The sequence below is a fragment of the Thalassotalea sp. G2M2-11 genome, assembly GCF_017168195.1.
In the GTDB taxonomy this organism is placed as follows: domain Bacteria; phylum Pseudomonadota; class Gammaproteobacteria; order Enterobacterales; family Alteromonadaceae; genus Thalassotalea_E.
This window is the reverse complement of record NZ_JADNYL010000002.1, coordinates 275,967-300,738: the sequence shown is the minus strand read 5'-3', so window position 1 is coordinate 300,738 and position 24,772 is coordinate 275,967. Positions and strand designations below refer to the sequence as shown.

Here is a 24,772-nt window from a genome sequence, read left to right as displayed (position 1 = left end):
TGTCGATTGAGTTGGAGAAAGTAAACCAAATGAAGCTTCCTATATATTTTGATTATTCAGCCACAACACCCGTAGATAAGCGTGTTGCTGAAAAAATGATGCAATACATGACCACAGATGGTTTTTATGGCAACCCCGCCTCACGTTCACACAAATTTGGCTGGCAAGCTGAAGAAGCTGTTGATATTGCTCGTAACCAAGTCGCAGAATTAATTAATGCGGATCCTCGTGAAATTGTTTTTACATCGGGTGCGACTGAGTCTGATAACTTAGCGATTAAAGGTGTAGCACATTTTTACAGCAAAAAAGGTAAGCATATTATTACCAGTAAAACTGAGCATAAAGCTGTGCTTGATACTTGTCGTGAGTTAGAACGCCAAGGTTATGAAGTGACTTATTTAGATCCAGAAGATAATGGTCTGATTGATTTGAAAAAGCTTGAAGCAGCAATGCGTGACGATACGGTATTAGTGAGCATCATGCACGTCAATAATGAAATTGGCGTGATCCAAGATATTGCTGAAATCGGTGAAATGTGCCGTGCTCGTAAAATTGTTTTTCATGTGGATGCCGCACAAAGTGTTGGTAAGTTGAAGATTGATACCCAAGCACTGAAAGTAGATTTACTGTCGATTTCTGCTCATAAAATGTATGGGCCTAAAGGCATTGGTGCCTTATATGTGCGCCGTAAACCTCGTATTCGTTTAGAAGCACAAATGCATGGTGGCGGTCATGAGCGCGGTATGCGCAGTGGTACGCTTCCGACTCATCAAATAGTCGGCATGGGCGAAGCGTGTCGTATTGCCAAAGAAGAAATGGCACAAGATTTAGCGCACGTAACGAAAATGCGTGATCGTATGTGGCAAGGCATTAATCAAATGGAACAAGTATTTGTTAATGGCGATTTTGACAAACGTTACCCTGGTAACTTAAACGTAAGTTTTAACTTTGTTGAAGGTGAGTCATTGATCATGGCGTTAAAAGACTTAGCAGTTTCTTCAGGCTCTGCATGTACGTCGGCGAGTTTAGAACCTTCATATGTATTACGTGCGTTAGGCTTAAACGATGAAATGGCTCATAGTTCAATTCGTTTTAGTTTTGGCCGATTCACCACAGAAGAAGAAGTAGATTATGCGATTGACATTATCCAGAAATCAATCGGTCACTTACGTGAAATGTCACCGCTTTGGGAAATGTATCAAGACGGTATTGATTTAGATTCAGTTGAATGGGTAGCGCACTAATTGATAGGCGCTGCTAGGAGAAAATATTATGGCTTATAGTGAAAAAGTAATCGACCATTATGAAAACCCACGCAATGTTGGTTCGATGGACAAGAATGACCCGCAAGTAGCAACCGGTATGGTAGGTGCGCCAGCTTGTGGTGATGTGATGAAGCTACAACTGAAAATCTCAGGTGATGGCATCATTGAAGACGCGAAGTTTAAAACTTATGGTTGTGGCTCCGCGATTGCGTCAAGTTCTTTAGTCACTGAATGGGTAAAAGGTAAGTCTATTGATGAAGCTGGTGAAATTAAAAACACCGCTATCGCTGAAGAATTAGCATTACCACCAGTAAAAATTCATTGTTCAATTTTAGCAGAAGATGCAATAAAAGCGGCGATTGAAGACTATCGTTCAAAGCACAGTGAGTAGGTGAGGCGGTAAATGAGTGTATCTATGACTCCTGCCGCGTCTGAACGAGTTAAAACCTTTATCGATAATCGTGGTAAAGGTTTAGGACTTAGACTCGGCATCAAAACCACAGGTTGTTCGGGCTTAGCCTATGTGCTTGAGTTCGTTGATGAACTAAATGAAGACGACACCATGTTCACCATTGATGATGTGAATATTATCATTGATGGTAAAAGTTTGGTTTATCTTGATGGTATTGAATTAGATTTTGTTAAAGAAGGACTTAACGAGGGCTTTAAATTCACCAACCCGAATGCCAAAGGTGAGTGTGGTTGTGGTGAAAGCTTTAATGTATAATTGCGCGCGCAACGGGTGAATAAACTGGATGAATACACTGTTATTGTTTTCAGTGTATTTATCATCAATACAAAACGAGTAGGCTGTTAGTGAATAATTTCGAAATATTTGGTTTAGAAGAAAGATTTACTATTGATTTAGACTCCTTAACGGAACGATATCAAACGATTCAAAAAAGTGTTCACCCTGATAGATTTGCTCATGGTTCGAGCCAAGAGAAACTATTGGCGGCAAAAAAATCTACTCTTGTTAATGATGCATACCAAACATTAAAAGCACCACTGAAACGCGCTGAGTATATGCTTGAGTTACGTGGTGTAGAGATGCCCTCTGAACAAACATCCTTTAGCGATAATGCTTTTTTAATGCGTCAAATGGAATTACGTGAAATGTTAGAAGATGTTCAACATTCTGATGACATTGACAGTGCGATATTTGAAGCCGCCCAAGTACTGGAAACGGAGTATCAAACACTTTACCAAGCACTGCAAGTGGCGTTATCAGCCAATGATGAAGCAGCTAATCAACAGGCAGGTGAACTGTTACGCAAATTAAAATTTTACCAAAAACTTCATCTAGAATTAGATCGTTTAGAAGACTCCTTACTCGACGGTTAATCATTTCAACTTTTTGACAAAAACGAGCTCAACATGGCGTTATTACAAATAGCAGAACCTGGTCAAAGTACTGTCCCACATGAGCATCGTCTCGCGGCTGGCATTGATCTAGGCACAACCAATTCGTTAATTGCAACCGTAAAAAGTGGCTTGCCTCAAACATTAACAGATGATCAAGAACGCGATATTTTGCCATCTATCGTCAGTTATCAAACGGATGATATTTTAGTGGGCTATGAAGCCAAAAGCCTCAGCATTTCTGATCCGCAAAATACCATAGTTTCGGCAAAACGCTTGATAGGGCGTTCTCTAAACGACATACAAGGCAAGTACCCCTCTCTTCCTTATCAATTTTGTGATGATGAAAATCATCCAAGCATAGTGACTCGTCAGGGTAAAATTAATCCGGTACAAGTGTCGGCCCAAGTATTAAAGTCATTGAATGAGCGTGCACAACAAGCGTTAGGTGGCGAATTAACGGGGGTTGTTATTACGGTCCCTGCCTATTTTGATGATGCTCAGCGTCAAAGCACGAAAGATGCGGCTAAATTAGCAGGCGTGAATGTACTACGGTTATTAAATGAACCTACCGCAGCAGCTGTTGCCTATGGCTTAGATAGCGGGCAAGAAGGTGTGATTGCTGTGTATGATTTAGGCGGCGGTACCTTTGATATTTCAATACTCCGTTTAAATAAAGGGGTATTTGAAGTGTTGGCTACCGGAGGCGATTCTGCATTAGGTGGCGATGATTTTGATGTTGCTTTGGTCGATCATATAATCGAAAAAGCGAAGCTACAACGACCATTATCACCATCACTGGAACGTCAGCTTACCGAACAAGCATGTCAGGCTAAAGAAGCATTAACTTCTAGCGATAGCCATGAAATTAATTTGCATTTACCTGATAACTCTACTTGGCAAACACAAGTAACGAAGGCAGAGTTTGAAGGTTTAATTAAATCGTTAGTGACTAAAACGATCAGAGCATGTCGACGAGCACTAAAAGATGCCGATGTTGCTGTAGATGAGGTAAAAGAAGTTGTCATGGTTGGTGGTTCAACACGCGTACCTATGGTACGTAGTGAAGTTGCTGAGTATTTCAAACAACCTCCATTAACCTCCATTGACCCTGATAAAGTTGTGGCAATTGGTGCGGCTATTCAAGCGGATATTCTAGCGGGTAATAAACCTGACAGCGACATGCTCTTACTTGATGTGATCCCATTATCGCTCGGATTAGAAACTATGGGGGGATTAGTTGAAAAAGTGATACCGAGAAACACCACTATTCCCGTGTCAAAAGCGCAAGAATTTACTACCTTTAAAGACGGCCAAACAGCTATGGCTGTTCATGTTTTACAAGGTGAACGTGAACTAGTTGATGATTGTCGTTCGCTTGCAAGGTTTGAATTACGAGGCATTCCTGCGATGGCGGCTGGTGCTGCTCATATTCGAGTAACCTTTAAAGTAGATGCTGATGGCTTACTCGAGGTGACCGCGATGGAAAAATCAACGGGTGTTGAAGCGAGCATTGAAGTAAAACCTTCGTTTGGCCTAGCAGAAAATGACATTGCTGAAATGCTAAAAGCATCAATGGCAAATGCGCAAGAAGACATACAAGCGCGCATGTTAAAAGAACAACAAGTTGAAGCTGCTCGAGTCATTGAAGGTGTAGAGTCGGCATTAGCGGCTGACAAATCGCTATTATCTGATGAGGAAATAACGCTAATTAATGAGGCGATCATTAAGCTTGCTAAAGTGAGCCAAGGTGATAACCCCGATGATATCGAAAAAGCGATTGAACAATTGAATCATCAAACTGCAAAGTTTGCTGAAAAGCGAATGGATGCTTCGATACGCACAGCGTTGTCGGGCCATACCGTTGACGAAATATAAAGACGTGATATCAATCACTAAAATTGGATAGCAGAGTCAGAGAACAATATGCCAAAAATTATCGTATTACCTCATGAAGAGCTTTGCCCTGATGGCGCGGTATTAGAAGCCGAAACAGGGGAAAGTGTTTTAAATGTTGCATTGAAAAATGATATTGACATTGAGCATGCTTGTGAAAAAGTATGCGCTTGTACAACTTGCCACGTGATCATTCGTGAAGGCTTTGATTCACTTGAAGAAAGTGATGAGTTAGAAGACGACATGCTAGATAAAGCATGGGGACTTGAGCCAGAATCACGTTTAAGTTGTCAAGCGAAAGTAGCCGATGAAGACCTAGTGGTAGAAATTCCTAAATATACCGTGAATATGGTCTCTGAAAATCACTAATTTTCAACATATTCAATTTTAAAAAAAAGGGTAATAACAGCAATGTTATTACCCTTTTTTGATCCGATATAGTGTTTGAATGGAATATTTTCACGTTCGTACACTAACTCGTAATTTTTTTATCAAAAATAATGAATTAGTCAACAAACAGAACACATACTATTAATTACAAACATCACCAGTACAAGTGACATCATTGTCATAATAAACCGTTGTTAGTTTATTATTAAATGACAAATCAAGCACAGATATATTATTACTGCGTAAGTCTAATGTTTGTAGCTCACTGGCATTACTAAGATCTATGTCTGTTAACTGATTGCTTTTAATTGACAGATTAGTCAGATTTTTATTGTTGGTAATATCGAGCTGATTAAATTCATGATGATCAAGTAACAAACGTTCTAACAAAGTATTTTGGCTTAAATCCAACTGGGTTAATTTGCCTGATTGAGATTCACTCATATCAATAAATAAATCTTTAAGTTGTGTCAACATTGATAAATCAATTTCTACTAACTGTGCATTTCCATTTAAACTTAATACTCTTATTGATGTGTTATTTGAAAAATCTACGGTACTTAACTCATTATAGTCAATACGCACTGTCTCGAGTGACGTGTTGTTAGTTAGGTCAAGCTCTGTCAATGATGTTGAGCTTAAACCTAGGGTTTTAAGTGAACTATGACCCGATAAATCGATATTACCAATAGCATTATTACTTAAATCCAAAGATGATAGGTGTAGGTTTTCGCTGATGTTGATACTCGTTAAACCATTGGAATTAACTAATAACTCACTTAAGGTAGGGCTATTTGAAACATCTATCTGAGTTAGTTGATTACGTGAAGCCCTAAGTGAAGTTAAATTGGGGTTATTACTGACATCAAGATCCATCAAACTATTGTCATCAACCATTACCGTTGTCAACATAGAATTATTAGAGAAGTCGAGTGCAGTTATATGTGAACGATTGCTAACAAAATGCTCTAGCTTAACAAGGTGCTCAATACCAGAAGTAGAAACAATGGTTTGATCACTACAACTGATAACACGTACCTCATCGGCATACTCTTTAGTAGCTTCTCCTTCAGCCATCCCGTTATTTATTGCACAAGAACGTAAGACATCACTTTCAAAAATGTCGGCTAATTTAATGCGCTCAATAAATGTTGCAGATAACTCGCAATTTCCCGCAAGGGGTGCAGAAACTAAAGAGATAGCTTCGTTAGAAAACTGATTATCATAATCGAGTTCAACACCACAGCCTGCTATAGTTTCAAGCATATACCCCTCATTTGGAGTAATGCTAAAGGTCAACGCAGTGCCGCTAGTATATTGTTGTTGGCTGGCAGACACCTCACCACTTCCCGTAATATTTATTGATACTGAATAACTTGTTGGCTTAGGTGTAACAGCGGATTCAGATGTTCCACCACCACTACAACCAGTCATAGAAAAAATAATAAAATATGGTGCTATAAGCTTTCTATTTTTAATTAAATACGACAATTGATTTTCCATTATTGTTAATTTTTTGTTATTTAAGCTGGAATTCCTTTGATAGTCAAATCAATGATTTTATAATTTATTGATTTATATGACTTTTGTGTAAATATTTAACAACGAGCGCAAGTTTTATTTGTCCAAAGAAAACTAAATAACCTCAGGTTTGTATAAGAAATAGTGCCATACTAAATAAAACAATAACTCAGGAACATTTTATATTTCTAGCTTGATATTTTTGTCTGAATTCAAGGCATTTTGAAGTAGGAATAGCTGGCTATTTCACTTTAAAATAACGATGAAGTCAGTAAAAATAACTGCTAGAAACGCATTCCTTATGCGAAGCTGAGGTTAAATAGCTAGTCATGGGATAATTTGTTTTAAAGGAAATATACCATCAATATGGTTTATGAAAACCACCGATAATTCAATCGATTAAATACTATAAAAGGGTAATAGCAGCAATGTTATTACCCTTTTTCGTTTTAAGTGGTTTTAATTAAGATACTTTTAGTCTGTTTATTATGTCAGTGGTTTTAAACTAAATAAAATTAATACGTTAAAGAGATTTCTTCTAACGATGGCTTTAAATTGCCAATTTTAATCTTTGATTATTTTCGGACAAAGTCTAGCAAGATTATTCTTTAAAATAGAATGCAATAATGGTGAGCAAATCAAAACTAAGTAGTCACGATAGTTTTTAAATTAAGCGTAGCCGCTACGCGTACTTTTTGTCACAGATACTCCTTTAACACTGCATATATTTTCATTTAAATAAATAGATATATTGCCTCTATAGAATGATTGAAACTCTATAAAACAATCATGCATTATCGGTATGTCTGCCAATAGCGCTTATCACTTGGAAAGAAAATCTACAGTTAGGCAGGGAAATTTATCCAAGAGGTAAATACTGAATCTTGATGGGCGGGGATAGACTGCCTTTGTCAACTACGGTCAACTGTTTTTAGGCGGTTAACGTGAGTAATTTTAGTCAACTTTAGGTCTGTAAGTACTTGTTTAACTTTATTAATATACAAAATAAAAAAGTTCACATTTTAAAGTTGTTATGGCATCATTTAAACTTCATTAGCTGATGAAGGATTGGCGTGGTAGTAATACTGCGCTCTAATGTAAACGGAATTACCGTCCTAAAGCTTTGGCTCTTTCGATTTATTGCTTTCTCTCCGCTTCTTTAGAACATTTCAATGTACAATTCTTTAGTCATTTCAATCAACCATTAGGCTGATTTATAAAAAGGAAATTTTAAGTTGAAATATGCTTTAATGCAGAGGGTTTTGACAACTGCAGTTGCATTGTCTTTATCTCCATTCGCACTCGCTGATATCTCTTTCAGCCAGAACCAACAAGAAGTTGTTTTTCCACCCTATTGTGATCACGTTCCGATCTCTTTTTTATATACGGTAGACAACACAGGATTTGATGAATCTTTAATAACGGTTAACTCAGACTCAGACTGGGCAATAGCGACTGTTGATACTGAACAAAACACCGTCAACATTAGTTTTGACAATTCAGATTTGATAGCAAGTTATACAGCTACGATTTCTGTGAGTCATGGAGATGAGACAACCGAATTATTCGTTCAAGCAACGGTACCAGCGATGGAGGTATACCGATTGGTCGATGATCCTACCAGGCCTCTTACATATGGTATTCAAAAAAACGGTATTGATAATGGTAGTATTTTCTCATTTGATCCTTCAACTGAATCAATGAATACTTGTTTAACCGTGGGTAAAAATCCAACTGATTTTGTTATAAATGATGATAGCTCTGAACTTTTAGTAATCAATAGCATCAGCCGAACAATTGATGTGATTGATCTCACATCGTTTCGTTTGAAAGAGTCGATTAACTTACCGGCATACGAAGATTGGTCAACGACTGGAGAAACAACGGCCAATATTGAATTAGGACCTGAAGGTATTATTTATTATGTTGATGGAAAGTGGGGACCTGTTCTTAGGGTATTAGATAGAAGTTCAAATACTGTCATACAATCTATAAACTTTAATGGAGGAGCGGCAACAGGCAACACCACAGGTTTTATGGACTTGGCTGTAACTAACGATAAAACCCGTATTGTAGCAATGCCCCAGTACGGGTGGTCAGCTGGTTCTCACTCGCCGATTATTGGTCAATATAAAATAAATGAAGATGGTACTGTTGTATTTGATAAAACTACACAAGTTAGTAATTTTGAAAGAGCACCGTTCGAAGCGCCTGTATTACTTACAAATAATGGCCAGACAGCTATATTAAAGACTGTAGCTGTAGATGCAGGAGATATAACGAATCTTGTTACATCGTTCCCGTCAGCAATATGGTCAATGACCCCAAATGGCAAGGTTGTCGCTACAAGCGATAAGTTGTATGAGTTTGCTACAGGCAAAGAACTGTATCAATTTTCTGACCCTAGCTACAACTCAGGTTATATATACAGAAAAGCACAGGCTTTTACTTCAGATTATAGTCGCTTTATTTATTTTAATTCTAAAAACCGAACGCTTGAAGTTGTCGATCTATTGAGTCAAGTCGGTCTTGATGCACTCGGGGTAAGGCAAAATCCACAAGATGGGGCGTTAGTTTCAGGTGTAGAGGCTTTGTCTTGGGAGCCGACTCCTGGTGTATCTGTTTATGATATTTATCTAGGCACTAGTGAGCTGGATATCAAAGCTGCAGATACTTCTTCATCGCTCTATCTAGGCCGAGTTAGCGGCATAAGTATTGAACTCCTTCAAACCTTGCTCAGCGGTACCGAGTACTTTTGGCGTATTGACCCAGTTGGTGCTAATGGTCCAGAAACTGGAGCGGTATACTCCTTTACTGTTTCCAACATTGTGCTGAGTCAAAGTGAAGTCAAAGAACAAACCGTTGCGGGTTTTAAAGGCTTTGAGACGTCAATTCAGCTCAGTTCTGACGTAGACACAGATTGGTCTGTAAGCAGCGAAGCTGACTGGATTTCATTTGAAAGTAACTCTGGTACAACACCATCTTCGCTCAATATCGCATTGGATGCTACCGAATTGCCGCTAGGTCAAAACATATCGCATATTACTTTAACAACCAATTCCGGCGATCTTGAAATACCTATCACGCTTAGAGTCAATCCTCTTAGTCTTACGCATATTCGAAGTGACCGTAATTCATCAACAATGTATGCCATTTCTGAAGACACATCGAGTGTAACACCTTCTGCGTTTTTACTGGATATCAATTCAGAAGACGAATCTATCCAAAGAATACTGTCTGTTGGCTCTTCAGTTACTGATTTGGCGATACACTATAAAGATAAACTACTTTATGTTACCAACTGGAAAACCGGTGATTTACTTGCGGTCAATATCGACACGTTTGAAGTAGAGAAAACGATTGAATTCGAACCGGCAGGTGCTACAGGTTATTCAAGTGGCGATGTATACAGAGTAGCAACTGGGGCATCACAAAGAATTGTTGTTGAAGAGGAAGATCAATGGGTTGACATCAGTCTTTTTAACACTGAATCGGAAGTTGAACTAGACAATCAGTTTGTGCGAGAAGGAGGCGGAGCATTTGGCCCTGAGGGGCGTTATTATTACCATGGTGAAAATAACTCTTCCGGTGCATCCATCATCAAATTCGATACCAGTGGTGATATATTTACTCAACTTGCTGAAGTACGCCCTGAAGATATTGCAAGCTATTATGGGTCGAGAACAATAATCGTTACTGAGGATGGAAATCGTGTATTTTGGGCGGGTGTCGTACTCAATAATGATCTAGAAAGTGAATGGCGTACTGGAGACATTATTTATTCAGCCTCTCAAGATGGACGTTATGCATTTGCATTAGAAGCTATTTACGACATAAATTTGCAACGTCAAATCTTTAGTATGCCAATAAGGACGGCAGTTAGTGGTTTTAATTCTACCAGTCAAAAGTTGATGGTCGAGGAGAGTGGTAGACTCAAATTTTACAATATCTCACCTCAAGATGGCATACCGTCGCCAGAACTCACTCTTATCAATCAGACGAATACATCCGCCGAATTAACATGGACTGATGCATCGCTAGAAATGGGGTTTGCTATTCAATGGAGAACATTAGGACAAACTGAGTGGACTGATGCTCATACGACGGCAGCAAATGAAAAGAGTTGGATTGTCAATGACCTAGATGCTCAAACAAGCTATGAATTTAGGGTGCGAGCGTTTACAGAAGACCAAAGTTCAACATGGAGCAATTCAGTTTATAAAAAAGAAAATGATTATTTGGCGGCGTTAAAATTAATGTTAACTCCGCTTGATGGTTCAGTAGTCAACTCGCCTGAAATATTGTCATGGACACTGATTCCTTGGTTCGATGAATACGACGTTTATCTAGGCGTTAATGAACAGGAAGTTACAGATGCTAACACTTTTTCACCAGTCTATATGGGACGTGTAAATAGAGCGAGTTATGAAATATTAGACGCATTAACAAATAATACTGAATATTTTTGGCGTGTTGACCCAGTGGGAGATGACGGTCCTGAATTAGGTCCGGTATATTCTTTCACTGTTTCTCGAATTGCCCTGGACAAAAGTGAGGTAAATGAGCAAACAGTTACTGGTTTTAAAGACTTTAAAGTCAGTATTGAATTAAGTGCGAAAGAAGAACCTGTCAACTGGACTGCATCGAGTGAACATTCATGGGTAATACTTTCACAAAGCAGTGGCACGTCACTTGATTCATTGAACATTACTTTGGATGCCAGTGAACTTCCGCTTGGAGAGAATACTTCTAGCATAACGTTAACTAACATAGACGGCGACTTAGTGATTCCAATTACACTTAAAGTAGAACCTTTGGCTTTGCAACATATCCGCAGCGATCGAGATTCGACTACGGTATACGCTATCAGTGAAAACACGAGCGACTCAACCTCAGCTGCCTATTTAATTGAGTTGGACTCTTTAACGGAGTCTATTCAACGCGTTAAACCTGTTGGCTCATCAGTAACTGATTTTGCGATTCATTATGCAGATGACTTACTTTATGTCACAAATTGGCTAGAGGGTAAATTACTTGTTATTGATAGAAGCTCATTTGAAGTAATAAAAGTCATAGTGTTTCAACCCGCTGGGCGTATGGGCTATAGAGATGGTGATGTATATCGTATTGCTGCTGGGGTCTCTCAAAGAATAGTCGTCGAAGAAGAAGACCAGTGGATTGATATCAGTCTTTTGAACACTGAATCTGAAATTGAACTCGACAGAAAGTTCGTGCGTGAGGGAGGGGGAATCTTTGGACCCGAGGGACGTTATTATTACCATGGTGAAAATAACTCTAGCGGTGCTACTATCATCAAATTCGATACAAGTGGTGATAAGTTTACCCAACTTGCTGAAATACGCCCAGACAATATGGCAAGTTATTATGGGTCGAGAACAGTTTTAACTTCTGAAGATGGAAATCGTATTTTCTGGTCAGGTGTAGTATTTGATAATGAATTACAGCCTGAGTGGCATATGCCAGCTATCATATATTCAACTTCTGAAGATGGCCGTTATGCCTTTTCTGATAATGAAATTTTTGATGTAAATTTACGTCGTCAAGTATTGACTATGCCAACACACACGGTGGTTAGTGGTTATAATTCAACAAGTCAGAAGCTCATTGTCGAAGTTAACGGTAATATAGAATTTTTTGATGTATCACCACAAGCCTCTGTCTCAGCGCCAAAATTAAGTATCATTAATGTAACGGATGCATTTATAACATTAAACTGGACAGATGAATCTCTAGAGATGGGATTTGTTATTCAACGCAGAATTGCTGGAAGTAGTATTTGGGAAGATGTTTTTATTGCTCAAGCAAATGAAACTCAATGGACAGACACTGATATAGTTGTCGGTAGCCAATATGAGTATAGAATTAAAGCCTCTACAGGCAATAATGACTCTCAATGGAGTAATTCAGTGCTGAATAGTGATCAACCTATTGCTTATGATGACCTCCTATATATAACTGAACTCAAGCAACATACTTTGAACGTTACAGCAAACGATATCGACCCTGATGGTTCTATTGATGCTGGTAGCGTGGCGATCGTCGATCAGCCCAAGGCTGGTCAGGTTAGTGTTCTTGAAAATGGTGAAATAAGCTATTTGCCAAACAATGATTATGAACTCACGGATTCTTTCACTTACACCGTAAGTGATATGAACGGTCAAGTAACAGCTCCAGCAACTGTTAATATTGTTTACATACCACCGCCCGCTATTTCGTTTTTTGAACAATCTAGAAATTCAGTGATTTTAACTTGGACGCATGAAGCGCCAGAATTATGGCTTAATGAGTTTGAAGTACAAAAACGCGAACAAGGGGAAGATAAATGGGAAAGGTTAGCTAGTGTTGCGTCTGATCAAAATAATTTAATTGTAGCAGAACTCGATGACGCGACAGTTTATGAGTTTCGTATGCGGGGTATTTCGCAAAATAGGTCCACTCTTTGGAGTAGTGTTTTACAAAGTAGCTTAGCACCAATTGCGACATCTGATATGGTACTGATGGCATCGGTTAATGAAATGACTTTTAACATTATTGATAATGATACAGACCCAGAAGGTCACATTAATGCCAATTCGATTGAGATTATTCAAGATGCTCAATTGGGTGAAGTGAGAATAGAACGAGAAGGTAATGTGACTTACACCCCTAGCAGTGCTTTTGAAACGGATGACTCTTTTGTTTACACGATTAAGGATATTGATGGTGTTTCATCTAATCAGGTTTTAGTTGAAATTAGGTATATTGCTGCCCCCGCTTTGGATACCTCAAGCCCAACACAAAACTCCATCACTCTAAACTGGACTCATGAAGTACCAAATGATTTAACGTTCACATTTGAGATACAGCAACGAATTACAGGTGGGAGTGAATGGCAAACTGTATACAATGTAACAAATAGTGAAACTAGTTGGACATCGACAGGGTTGCAGGCTGAAACAACGTATGAATTTAGAATGTTGGCGCAAAATGGGAATTTTAAAACAGTGTGGAGTAATACGAGCGCCATAAATACATTAGCTAAATCTAAGCAGAACGAAAGTTCAGGCGGTTCAACTGGGTTGTATTCTTTAATTTTAATATTGTTAATATTGATTTCAAAAAGAATTAAGTTTTATTAATTAGTGACTATAATTTTTAAAGCCCTATGATTTAGGGCTTTTTTATTTATAGTGTAAAGGTAACAGTTTTTAAGTTAGGACATGTTGACCGATGGCTGTGATAGGTAATTATCCTAAAAGAAACATACCATCAATATGGTTTCTGAAAACCACCGATAATTCAATCGATTAAATACTATAAAAGGGTAATGGCAGTAATGTTATTACCCTTTTTCGTTTTAAGTGGTGTTGGCTGAAATGCCTATCGTATGTTCCTTTTAGTGAAAATAAAAAATATTAATATAATCAATAAAATACAAGATAAGTTTCAATCAACTTTCCAATCACCAATCTTTAACGTTTATTCACTTTAGGGCATTCTTTATAGAAAATAAGAACTCAACACTCCCCTTTAAAACAAGGTGACATGATGTTTTGACCAAAATTGTAATAAGGAGTCTTTTCAACGTCTACTTCTAACAGTTTCACCATTTTAGGGGAAAAAGTTCAACTTCTCACATAAAGTAGAGATAGTTTTCAGGGGGGGACTAACCCCTTTCTAACATGGATATATAGGTTCTATCTAACTCACCGTCTAGAGCCAGTTTCTCTTATGAGTAATCAGACTCTGATCTTAAAGTTATGCATCTTAGCTATTACCTAGCTTGAGGTTCAAGTCGTTTTATACCATATTTAGAGTTATACAGGTTATGCAATATAACATTATAGGACGTTAGTAATTGACTTCAAACAATCAAAGCTCCCATGAAATGCTCAAAGTAAGGTCAGAAAGACATATACTCCTATGCAAAGTATTGTCGTTTATTGGTACAACGTTCCTACTCATCTTTGGCATTATAAGTATTAATGATCAAGCTTTTTTCCTAGGTAGCGTGCTTCTATTCTGTATGTGTGCAGGGTATATCAACCTCTATTTACTGTATCGAAATACCAGTATTGAGCTAAGTGTTAATATACTTAATGGTATATTACTTATCTTATCCTTTACTCTTTTATTCACTGGAGGCAGCCAAAATACAGGGGTTTTATGGATTTACCCGATCATTGCTATTAACCTTTTCATTAATCGCTTTTGGTCTGCTGTATTTCTTTCTTTAATTTTTTTCATCATCAGCAATATACTGCTTTTTACCCCATTATCCGATTTTTTATTGGTGAACTACAGCTTGCATCAATCTATTCGTTTTGAATTAACCTTACTTGCACTTTGTTTAATCTGTTTGGCAGCGATTCATTCTGAAGAGAAAGCCTATAACACAATCATACTCATGCATGATGAAGATATGAGAAAATTAGCTTATTACGATTCGCTTACCGGATTACCAAATCGGCAGAACTTTAAAATAAATATTACTCGCATCTTACAGCGAGCAGAAAAGGAACAACAACGAGTTGGCTTACTTTATATAGACCTAGATAATTTTAAGCAGGTTAATGACAATTATGGTCATGAAGTAGGCGATCAATTATTGTGCTTATTCAGTACTCTGCTCAAAGAAGCAACGCGACCAACAGATTTGGTTGCCAAAAGAGAGCCCGAAGATCTGGCTAGGCTGGCAGGAGATGAATTTGTTGTCATTCTAAATGACTTAGATAGCACGATTAGCGCAGGAACAGTAGCTGAACGAATATTGAGAGTTTTTGATGGTGGCCTTAACGTGGCAGGTATACATCATTCTGTTTTTGCAAGCATTGGTATTGCTGTTTTTCCAGAAGATGCAAAAACACCAGATGAGTTGCAGCATCATGCAGACTTGGCTATGTATCAAGCGAAAAAAAATGGTCGTAACCGTTTTGAATTTTATACCAAAGAAATTACCGATGAATTAAAAGAGCGGTACAGGATAGAAGAGTGTTTAAAAATAGCGCTTGAAGAAAACTTGTTTTCCTTAGTTTATATGCCTTTATTTGATTGTCAAACGAGTGAAATAGTCGGCATTGAGGCTCTTTTACGTTGCCAAAATCTTGAAGTGGATGGTATTGGTCCAGATAAGTTTATTCCGATAGCAGAAACAACTAACTTAATTAAAGAGATAGATTTGTGGGTTGTTGAAAACAGTATGGCAACTCTAGCAAAATTACTGGCAGATAAAGATTTTAAAGGCAAACTTTGTATCAATATCTCTGGAATTGAAATCCAAAACGAGCTATTCCCTGACAACGTTAAAGAATTACTCGAAAAGTATTGTATCCCGCCGTCTTTAGTAGAGTTTGAAATAACTGAAACTGCATTTGTTTTGGATGATGAGAAAGGCATAGCAATACTGAAAAAACTCAAAACACTGGGTGTTTCTTTAGCCTTGGATGATTTTGGCACGGGTTATACCGCCTTTAGTCAATTAATGCATTATCCAGCGGATTGTCTGAAGATTGATCGTTCTTTTATTGACGGCTTATTTTCAGAACAAGAAGCCATGAAAAAAATGGTTTCAATTATTAAAAATTTAGCTGAACTTTATGAACTTAGAGTGGTTGGGGAAGGTGTTGAAACAGAGGAACAACTTAAATATCTTCAAAATATAGGCTGTGATTGGGCGCAGGGATACTTTCTCTCTAAGCCTATCAAGTTAGATGAACTTGAAAAGTTGTTAGCTTTAAGTGAAAGTGAAACTGTAGATTCTTCTACATTATCTAAAAGACTATAGCCATATATCGACAATTATTAGTCAGGGTTGACGGGTTTAACTTATTCAATTAGTGTAAAAAAATACTTAACAAGGTGTTAAGTATATCTATCTTGCAGGGAGCGGTTGCAAGGGAATAGTAAAATTTTTAAAAGGAATAAGTCGTTGAAATATATTTCGTTAATATTTGTCACATGTTTACTGGCATTTAGCAGTAAGACTCTCGCAGTTAAAATAGTCGGTAAGGAATTACTTGAAATATATAAATTACAAGGGATTAGCATTAATCCAACGCTTCCATCTATATATGTTTATGATGTTATTAATCAAGCATATTTATCTACAGAAGATGTTGTTAACTATTTTAAAGCGACAGCAGAAAAGCCACTACTTGATTATGAAGTCAGTGTGTTGAGACATTTTGCTAAACCCCCTAAAGTTCAAAACATCCCTTTAATTGATATAAAATCAGTTGCACCATCAGTAAAATCTGACAGTGCATATATAGTATTTTTTTATAACCTTGGGAGTGAAACTTTAGAAGAACTAGATGCTCCTGATTTTCAATTGACAGAGCAAAGAGTAAAGAAAATACTATCTACTGCGAAAAATTCATCTGGTTATTTATTATTAGAGTAATGGATTATTAATTAACATTCTCATATCTTTAGCAAAATGAAAGAAGCAAATCTTTACACTTTTATGTGAAAGTGTTAATCCGATAACGCATAGATTATAGGGTGAATAGACTCTTATATTTTTCTTTCAACGTTAATTTGTCAATATATTATCCGATCCGGATGACCTAGTTAACACTTTAACTTATACATTATCAGCATATTTATGATGTTTATTTAGTTGTTTGTCATTGCTTTAGAAATAATCTCACCTAGCTGTATTAATGCGTTTAATCTATGACCTGTTATTGGATGGGCAAAGCTTAATCGTAAGTTTTTATGAAAACCTTTATTTGAAGAAAATAACTGTCCGGGGGTCAGGGTGATACCTTGCTGGCGCGCTTTGTTATATAAGCTTAGCGTATCAACTTGTTGAGGTAGTTCTAGCCAAAGTGCAAGCCCACCCTCAGGAATGGTATAACGTATAGGAAACCGCCAATATTGTGATAATGCATTAGTGAGTAACTCACGTTGCATTAATAAAGTTTTCCTATATTGGTTAAGGTGTCTTTCATAATGTCCTTCAGCAAGAAAAGTTGTGAGTCCTTGTTGTATAGCTTGGCTTGTTGATAGTTGATTGACGAGCTTTATATGAGCAATTTTATCAAAGTTTTTGCTGGTAATGATCCAGCCTACACGTAAATCTCGTGACAATGACTTAGAGAATGAACTGCATAATATAACACGACCTTGATTATCAAATTGTTTTAGTGGTGATACTCGGGAGTGAAAACCTAAATCACCGTATATATCATCTTCTATGAGTATAATTTCATGATCATTTGCTATTTGAATGATCTTTTTTTGCTCTTCTGTAGGTATTAATGCTCCTGTAGGGGTAGCAAAACTAGGAGTTAATATGCAAGCTTTAATAGGCCATTTTTTAGCGGCTTCTTTAAGTGTTTTAGCACGTAATCCTTGAGTATAAGAGCAAGGCAACTCTATGACTTTGAGTTTTAAAAGTTGTAGTAATTGTAGTACGCCATAAAAAGCAGGGCTTTCTACTGCAACAATGTCACCCGCTTGGCAACTCGCCATAAGTGCGAGAAATAAACTATTCTGACAACCGGAGGTAATACAAATATCTTGTGCTGAAATATGTAAATTCCGATTGGTGTAATGTCTACTAATTTGTAAACGAAGTTCGTTGCTGCCGGCAGGCTTTGAATAATATAACGCTTTATTTTGTGGGAATTGTCGAAAGGCTCTACTAATGTGTCTGTTTAATATGAGTAGGTGGTTTGGTGTTTGATTATTATTTACTGATTGTGGAGCAATATCAAAAGCTGCGCTGTGCTCCATAATTTCATGGAAAACATCTGGTACATCAACAAGTTTTGGCTTTGGTAATGGTTGCTGTTGGGGCTGTTTCATTGGTTTTTTTTCCGGTGAAACGTAATAGCCTGATTTATGTTTTACATAAATATTTCCCCAAGTTTCAAGTAGCTGTAATGATTTTTGCACCGAGATAATTGATAGCTGGTAGGTTTTTGCTAACGCTCTAATTGACGGTAGCTTAGTATGCGGTTGCCAATGCTCGTCAGCTAATTTTTTTTTAATCAAATTTGCTAATTGTTGATATTTAAATTGTTTCATGAACGCTACCCGTTTTTCATCTGTATCTATTGTTATTTAAATATTTGTATCTATCAATAACAGATTAGGGTTTTATACTTTTGCTCCGCGTTGTAGTTCAGGAGCAATTTAGTGAGCGCTTCATATCAGTCGAAAGAAAATCTTATTTTTAAGACACCATACACCGGTGACAAAATATATATCCGAGAGCAGTTCGGGCGTTATCAAAAAATTCGTAGGTATCTTAGTGTTGTACTCGTACTCATTTTTGCAATGATCCCTTTGATAGAGTTTCAAGGAAAGCAAGCGGTTTATTTTGATCTTCAGCAGCAAAAAATCCAGCTATTTTCAATGACGCTTTTTCCGCAGGATTTTTTGATATTTTGTCTGTTATTTACCCTCGCTGCATTTTTACTTTTTTATGTGACTAAGCTTTACGGCAGAGTGTGGTGTGGTTTTACCTGTCCGCAAACAATATGGATGTTAGCCTTTAATTGGATAGAGCGACGTATTGAAGGAAGCCATAATCAAAGCAAATCGTTAGATAAACAAAAATTATCGTGGCACAAAGTCAGTAAAAAATTGGTAAAACACTTTTTATGGCTAAGTGTTTCATTGTTAACTGCGTTAATTTTTATTTCATATTTTGTGCCTGCAAAAGCCCTTTATCTTTCTTTTTTCACTGGTCAGCAGTCGAGTCTAGTTGTTTATTGGGGGTTGTTTTTTACCGGTTGTACTTATATCAATGCTGGCTGGATTCGGGAAAAAATGTGTCAGCATATCTGTCCTTATTCACGGTTTCAGTCAGCTATGTTTGATAAGTCGACCACTATGGTTAGTTATGATGTTGCTCGCGGCGAAAACCGAGCCAAAAGAAAACGGAGTCAAGTTAAACAATCAGGGCAAGGTGATTGTGTCGATTGTCATTTATGTGTGCAAGTTTGTCCGGTAGGCATTGATATACGTGACGGCTTACAATTTGAATGTATTAATTGTGGTTTATGTGCTGATGCTTGTGATATGACGATGGAAAAGTTTAATGCGCCAAAAGGCCTTATTTCATTTTATCAAGAGAGTAGTTTACAACGACGATGGCTTCGTCATTTAGCATACGGTAGCTTAGTTTTAGTTCTTCTGTTGAGTATCATTGTATGGCTGAACTCGTGGCAGAGTTTTCAAGTTAATATTATTAGAGACAGACAAGAGCTTTTTCGAATTAATGAGCAAGCAAATGTTGAAAATCTTTATATAGTTAAGATCAGGAATAAAACGATGAATAAACAGCAGTATCAATTAGCTGTACATGGACTTTCTGAACTCACTATTGAAAATAATCGCCCTGTAGATGTTTTAGCCGGTGAGCTTAGAGTCATTTCAGTCACAGTGAGCAGAAAAGAAGCTACAGATGAGTTTAGAAATGATATTGAATTTACAATTAAAGAACAAAGCTCACAGGAAGTCATTAGTAAAGAGAGCTCTTTTTATAGTGGTGGCCGAGGTTAATTATTTATGATGACTAAATGTGATACGTTTCCTTTAAATGGCTCGGGTGATGTAAGTAGTGAGCCTGATACCTTAAGTAAAATCCCTGGCAATCGAGCAGTTTGGGTTGGCATTTTTGCCGAGTTTACTGAATTTGGCATGTTTTTCGTTATTTACGTGATTGCTAAGGCACATTATATCCATGAATTTAGCCAAGGTCCTGAATTATTAAATACGCTAGCAGGAACGTTAAATACAGTCGTACTCATTACGAGTAGTTACTTTGTTGCAAAAGCGATGTCAGCAATTAGACAAGGAGATTCATCAGCTTGTACTCGCTGGTTATGGGGGACAGTTGCTGCCGGAGTCATTTATTTGATAATTAAAGGATGGGAATATGGTTGGAATATTGATCATGGGATCCATAGTGATACCAACCCTTTTTTTACCGTATATTATTATATGACTTTTAACCACTTTCTGCATGTAGGTTGGGCAACATGCAGTATTCTGTGGGCAATCTATTATGTTAATAAAGGTCATTATTCTAGGGATAGGCATGGAGGATTAACTGCCATAGCAAGTTACTGGCATATGGTTGACCTCGCATGGATTATTATTTTTCCATTACTTTATGTTTTACGGTGAAAGGAATGATGATGAAAAAGTTATCAAAACTAGACTTAGCCTGGTTGATTTTAATGGTCATTACGCTGTTAAATACTCTAGTTGCTGAAACGGTAGCTCAAAGCCATTTTATAACTGCTGTTATTTGCTTCTCTATTGCCTTTAAAGGCCGATTAGTTATTGATCATTTTATGGAATTGAACAAAGCTAATAGCACTATTAAAAACTTGGTAAGAAGTTATTTTTATTTCTTTCCTATGTTGGTATTAGTATGTGATATTTTTGCTGCGCAGTTAGTATTGATAACAACTATCTCTTAGATAAGAATCTTTATTTACGGCAAGCCTTTCTAACAAAAAGTTCTTCTATTAACAACTGAAACATCCAGACTCTCTTAGGACATAAATAATTTGTAAATTTTATGTCCTAGGAGCATGAATGGGTACTAAAAGGTGTCCTGAAAAATTTAAAATACAGGCTGTTAAATAAGTCGCCGAAAAAGATTATTCCACCACAAGTATTGCTGAGCGGCTCGATTTTTCAACTAATATTACCTTGATAACTGGTTACAACGTTATGGCTGTAATAGTAAGCACTAGCAATAATTATTTGAGCAGAAAAAGCGCATTATAGAGCTTGAACAAGAGCTGAAATGCTCTCTGCAAGAACATGAACTATTAAATGAAATCACTGTTGAGTCATATAGTCGTACCAAACTGATTGCAATGCCAATGTAACCCCTAATTGTTAGATGAATCATCTGTTGACTTCACATCCATATTTGGACGCCTGAAGGATATTTGTACCTTCCCGTGGTTGTTGATTTGCTCTTGCATAATGAATTAACTGGTTAATGAAGTAACCAATCAAGCGTGAGATTGTTATTTAGACAATACTAGCGGCAATTTAGCTCAAACAGCGTGAGTATAAAATTATGCTGCTAATGATGTACACTTTTAATGAAACATAGGCTAGGAGTTAATAAGGGTGCCCTGGGCAACAGAACAGTAACGGGTAATGATTTAATATACGTTAGTTGAATTTTGTCATATCATTAAAAGATGAGTTACCTAGTAATTTATTATGAAAGATTTTAGTACAGACTCTCAGTTGTTAAATGCTTTATTGCAAGCGACCCCTGATCCGTGTTTTATTCTTGATAACAATGGTAAGTACATCGATGTATTAGGCGGTCATAATCGTGAAATGTATCACGATGCTCGTCATTTGATAGGTAAAACGCTACATCAAGTTTTGCCGCAACATATTGCGGATGATTTTATTAAACAAATTTACCTTGCCATTCGAAGTGCTAAGTTGGTGACTTATCGTTATAGCTTATCTGACGATGATGTTGAAGGTTATAAAGGCACACAAGGTCCTGTTGGCAAACGCTATTTTGAAGCTCACATTTTTCCTTTTCATTCCGCGGATGACGTTATCGAACAGGTGGTTTGGATGGCGTTTGATATTACTCGTCTTACAAACTTAATTAATGAAAAAGAGCAGCTCGTTGCTTCGCTTGAACAGGCAAACAGGAAATTAGAGCAGCTGTCTTATTCAGATGGTTTAACGCAGGTTTATAATCGACGCTTCTTTGATCTGGAGTTGGAACGAACTTGGCGCATCGCGATGCGAAAGAAAAAAGAAATTGCATTGATCATTTTTGATATCGACTACTTTAAAGAGTATAACGACAGCTTTGGGCATATGGCTGGTGATGATTGCTTGAAAAGTATTGCAAAGGTAGCAACGCAAGTGGCAAGTCGCGCAACCGACAGAGTTTTTCGCTATGGTGGTGATGAGTTCATTATTCTACTTGAGTCCAGTCAAAATACGAGTATTAGTATTGCTGAAAAATTGATATCTGCAGTGGTTAAACTTGATATGCAAAGTCATTTAAGTAATGAGGATAAAGTGACCATTAGTGTTGGTGTTAGTTCGGTGCTGCCTAGCCCAAGTAACCAACCTTATGAATTATTGAAAAGTGCCGATTTAGCCTTGTATCAGAGTAAAGAAAAAGGCAGAAATACCATTACCTATAACGGCGTTCAATTACCAAAATAAATAGGCTTGGTACCAGCTTTCTGTTCAGTAAAGTACTTGCTGTAGAAATAAATGACATATTTGCAATCCAACATATCAAATTGATTGAATGAACTTCTTTGAAGTTACATATAAAGGTATATATGAAGCAATTGATGAAAATTTCCTGTGATATTTAGTCTGCGATATCTTTAGTCGACGGTATCAATAGAGATATATAACGATATTATCAATATGGTTTTAGTAAATCTTAAACTTTTTGAATAAGTAAATTTAAAAGAGTAATAGCAGTGATAATATTCCCCTTTCACTATTAAAGAGGGAATGTTCGACTTGCTTAGAAGTTGAACTCTGTATGTTATGATTCAGTTAATTGTGCGAAACTTGTTGTATTGCAATATACTTCATTTTGATTGATATTATTAGAAGTCATTTTTATATACATTAAAGGGATTTAAATGGGTATAGTGAAGAAAAATAAAATACTTTTTAGCAAGCTTTCACTACATTTACTTGCCAAAATTCTTCTGATCAGCGGACTCTTTACGCTTATTATCACTGTTTTACAGCTTATTTTTGATTATCAAAATGAAATTGAGCAACTAAACCAAAAGATGGATATGGTTAAAACAGCTCAATCAGCTAGTATGGCAACAATTTTGTGGGATTTTAACGAGTCTGTGATTAACCAACAACTACAAGGTATTATTAGTATTGAGGGTATCGCATTCGCGTATATAAAAACCTCGTTTGGTAAGGAATATGAAGCTGGCGTGCAGCCAAAAAATACAGCACTAAGAAGAGAGTTTGACCTTAATTATCATCATAATTTGATTGGTAAAGCTATTTTGGTTGCCAATCCTCAAGTTGTTCAACAAAAAGTACTGGATAAATTTTACTTGGTACTCATATCACAAGCGGTAAAAACGTTTTTTGTTTCATTTTTTATACTTTTATTAATTCACCGTGCTGTTATCACTCATATTGTGCAGATGGCACATTGGTTACATTCTTTTAACACGAATAGCCCATTTCAACCTTTGCTGTTTGAAACTAATAACAATGATGAAATAGCCATGTTAAAAGTTGCTGTTAATGATATGGGGAGTCAGGTACATAAACATGCAGTATCTTTAGAAAATATGGTTGAGCAGCGTACTACAGAATTACAAAAGCGTACTAATGACTTAGAGCAGACTCAATTAGAACTACATAAGCTATTAGAAGAAAAAGACAAAGCGCTTGAGCATGTTTCAGAGTCAGTAACTGACTGGCTTTGGAGTTTAGACCCGTTCGGTAATGTAGTGTCGGTATCTGAAGAGTTCATAGCGTGCCTAGGAATTAAGGATGCTCAACTCTTTGTTCAACAATTGCCTCTTGATATAGATGAACGAGCAAATACTAAAGCAAAAGACGAGTTGGTTAAGGCTTTCAAGTCATATCAGCCGTTTGAAACAATTCAATTCAAACTCAATATGCTTAATGGGGAGAAAGTATACCTTACACTTAGTGGTAAACCCTATTATGCTGAGTCTGGTGAATTTCAGGGGTATCGCGGTATCGCACAGAACGTTACTCATCAAAGATATTTGGAGAAGCTAGCCTATACCGACAGTTTAACCGGTGTTGCCAATCGCATGGCCTTTTTTCAGCAAACGGAAAAAGAAATTAATCGGTCAAGGCGATTATCTTATGATGTTGGTTTGATGATGTTGGATTTGGATCACTTTAAACAAATTAATGATACTTGTGGTCATGATGCCGGTGATAAGGTATTAAAAGCCGTTGCAAGTAGCTTGGAAGCTTGTTTAAGAGAGCAGGACACCCTTGGTCGCCTAGGTGGCGAAGAGTTTGCCATTATAGTTCCTGGCGCAGATAAAAATGGTTTGTTTAATTTAGCCAATAGATTACTTGAAGCTGTACGTCAGTTAACCTTCGTTTTTTTGGCTCAAGATAGAGGGATCTCTGTGAGTATTGGCTATACAGTGTTGAAATTGAATGAAGATGTTAGTACCGCGTTGAAAAGGGCGGATAATCACCTATATCAAGCAAAATCAAGTGGTAGAGACAAGTTTTGTACTGACCCAGAGTACATTTGTAAAATCGCTAAGTAAAATTTAAGAATATGTAAAGATGTTATTTTGTTGTAGAAAAAATGTTTCTATTGT

At 37.1% G+C, this 24,772-nt stretch carries 16 protein-coding genes; 14 read left to right on the top strand and 2 right to left on the bottom strand.

Features of this window, described 5'->3' with window-relative positions; translation table 11 throughout:
- Window positions 1-29 precede the first annotated feature (29 nt).
- The 6 genes from IV514_RS07225 to fdx all read left to right on the top strand — a co-directional run bounded on the left by IV514_RS07225 (window position 30) and on the right by fdx (window position 4,892).
- Window positions 30-1,244 carry an IscS subfamily cysteine desulfurase gene (locus IV514_RS07225; protein WP_206484285.1) on the top strand — a complete coding sequence of 405 codons (1,215 nt, stop codon included), beginning with the start codon at window positions 30-32 and terminating at the stop codon, window positions 1,242-1,244.
- A gap of 28 nt (window positions 1,245-1,272) precedes the next feature.
- A complete protein-coding gene (gene iscU / locus IV514_RS07220; RefSeq protein WP_206484284.1) occupies window positions 1,273-1,656 on the top strand; it encodes a Fe-S cluster assembly scaffold IscU in 384 nt (127 codons plus the stop codon).
- Window positions 1,657-1,668: 12 nt separating this feature from the next.
- Window positions 1,669-1,992 carry an iron-sulfur cluster assembly protein IscA gene (gene iscA, locus IV514_RS07215; RefSeq protein ID WP_206484283.1) on the top strand — a complete coding sequence of 108 codons (324 nt, stop codon included), beginning with the start codon at window positions 1,669-1,671 and terminating at the stop codon, window positions 1,990-1,992.
- Between the two features lie 89 nt (window positions 1,993-2,081).
- The gene (hscB, locus tag IV514_RS07210) at window positions 2,082-2,609 is read left to right on the top strand and encodes a co-chaperone HscB (RefSeq protein ID WP_206484282.1); all 528 of its coding nucleotides are present in this window, start codon (window positions 2,082-2,084) and stop codon (window positions 2,607-2,609) included.
- A gap of 33 nt (window positions 2,610-2,642) precedes the next feature.
- A complete protein-coding gene (gene hscA / locus IV514_RS07205; protein WP_206484281.1) occupies window positions 2,643-4,505 on the top strand; it encodes a Fe-S protein assembly chaperone HscA in 1,863 nt (620 codons plus the stop codon).
- A 48-nt stretch (window positions 4,506-4,553) separates the two neighbouring features.
- A complete protein-coding gene (fdx, locus tag IV514_RS07200; protein WP_206484280.1) occupies window positions 4,554-4,892 on the top strand; it encodes an ISC system 2Fe-2S type ferredoxin in 339 nt (112 codons plus the stop codon).
- Between the two features lie 162 nt (window positions 4,893-5,054).
- Here the strand turns inward: fdx and IV514_RS07195 are convergent, their stop codons facing one another.
- Window positions 5,055-6,404 carry a hypothetical protein gene (locus tag IV514_RS07195; protein WP_206484279.1) on the bottom strand — a complete coding sequence of 450 codons (1,350 nt, stop codon included), beginning with the start codon at window positions 6,402-6,404 and terminating at the stop codon, window positions 5,055-5,057.
- 1,265 nt (window positions 6,405-7,669) lie between these two features.
- On the opposite strand from IV514_RS07195, the gene IV514_RS07190 reads away from it, so the two are divergent.
- The 3 genes from IV514_RS07190 (at window position 7,670) to IV514_RS07180 (ending at window position 16,836) form a co-directional block, all read left to right on the top strand.
- Entirely contained in the window at window positions 7,670-13,573 is a 5,904-nt protein-coding gene (locus IV514_RS07190; protein WP_206484278.1) for a fibronectin type III domain-containing protein, read from the top strand.
- Window positions 13,574-14,292: 719 nt separating this feature from the next.
- A complete protein-coding gene (locus IV514_RS07185) occupies window positions 14,293-16,218 on the top strand; it encodes an EAL domain-containing protein (protein WP_241242242.1) in 1,926 nt (641 codons plus the stop codon).
- A 144-nt stretch (window positions 16,219-16,362) separates the two neighbouring features.
- Entirely contained in the window at window positions 16,363-16,836 is a 474-nt protein-coding gene (locus IV514_RS07180) for a hypothetical protein (RefSeq protein ID WP_206484277.1), read from the top strand.
- A 215-nt stretch (window positions 16,837-17,051) separates the two neighbouring features.
- Here IV514_RS07180 and IV514_RS07175 read toward each other — a convergent pair whose 3' ends face one another.
- On the bottom strand, window positions 17,052-18,470 hold the full coding sequence (locus IV514_RS07175; RefSeq protein ID WP_206484276.1) for a PLP-dependent aminotransferase family protein: 1,419 nt from the start codon (window positions 18,468-18,470) through the stop codon (window positions 17,052-17,054).
- 111 nt (window positions 18,471-18,581) lie between these two features.
- Here IV514_RS07175 and ccoG point away from each other — a divergent pair, with 111 nt between their 5' ends.
- The 5 genes from ccoG to IV514_RS07150 all read left to right on the top strand — a co-directional run bounded on the left by ccoG (window position 18,582) and on the right by IV514_RS07150 (window position 24,718).
- A complete protein-coding gene (ccoG, locus tag IV514_RS07170; RefSeq protein WP_206484275.1) occupies window positions 18,582-19,952 on the top strand; it encodes a cytochrome c oxidase accessory protein CcoG in 1,371 nt (456 codons plus the stop codon).
- 6 nt (window positions 19,953-19,958) lie between these two features.
- Window positions 19,959-20,579 (top strand): cytochrome c oxidase subunit 3 family protein, encoded by a 621-nt coding sequence (locus IV514_RS07165; RefSeq protein WP_206484274.1) that lies wholly within the window; start codon window positions 19,959-19,961, stop codon window positions 20,577-20,579.
- An 11-nt stretch (window positions 20,580-20,590) separates the two neighbouring features.
- Window positions 20,591-20,878, top strand: coding sequence for a cytochrome C oxidase subunit IV family protein (locus IV514_RS07160; protein ID WP_206484273.1), 288 nt, complete (start codon window positions 20,591-20,593; stop codon window positions 20,876-20,878).
- A 763-nt stretch (window positions 20,879-21,641) separates the two neighbouring features.
- On the top strand, window positions 21,642-22,625 hold the full coding sequence (locus tag IV514_RS07155; protein WP_206484272.1) for a sensor domain-containing diguanylate cyclase: 984 nt from the start codon (window positions 21,642-21,644) through the stop codon (window positions 22,623-22,625).
- Window positions 22,626-23,062: 437 nt separating this feature from the next.
- Window positions 23,063-24,718, top strand: a complete 1,656-nt coding sequence (locus IV514_RS07150) for a diguanylate cyclase (protein ID WP_206484271.1) — start codon at window positions 23,063-23,065, stop codon at window positions 24,716-24,718.
- The last annotated feature ends 54 nt before the right edge of the window (window positions 24,719-24,772 follow it).

Bases quoted from the DNA above. Each gene is read 5' to 3' on its own strand.
- IV514_RS07225 (WP_206484285.1), top strand. From the start codon at position 30: ATGAAGCTTCCTATATATTTTGATTATTCAGCCACAACACCCGTAGAT.
- iscU (WP_206484284.1), top strand. From the start codon at position 1,273: ATGGCTTATAGTGAAAAAGTAATCGACCATTATGAAAACCCACGCAAT.
- iscA (WP_206484283.1), top strand. From the start codon at position 1,669: ATGAGTGTATCTATGACTCCTGCCGCGTCTGAACGAGTTAAAACCTTT.
- hscA (WP_206484281.1), top strand. From the start codon at position 2,643: ATGGCGTTATTACAAATAGCAGAACCTGGTCAAAGTACTGTCCCACAT.
- fdx (WP_206484280.1), top strand. From the start codon at position 4,554: ATGCCAAAAATTATCGTATTACCTCATGAAGAGCTTTGCCCTGATGGC.
- IV514_RS07175 (WP_206484276.1), bottom strand. From the start codon at position 18,470: ATGAAACAATTTAAATATCAACAATTAGCAAATTTGATTAAAAAAAAA.
- IV514_RS07165 (WP_206484274.1), top strand. From the start codon at position 19,959: ATGATGACTAAATGTGATACGTTTCCTTTAAATGGCTCGGGTGATGTA.
- IV514_RS07160 (WP_206484273.1), top strand. From the start codon at position 20,591: ATGAAAAAGTTATCAAAACTAGACTTAGCCTGGTTGATTTTAATGGTC.
- IV514_RS07155 (WP_206484272.1), top strand. From the start codon at position 21,642: ATGAAAGATTTTAGTACAGACTCTCAGTTGTTAAATGCTTTATTGCAA.
- IV514_RS07150 (WP_206484271.1), top strand. From the start codon at position 23,063: ATGGGTATAGTGAAGAAAAATAAAATACTTTTTAGCAAGCTTTCACTA.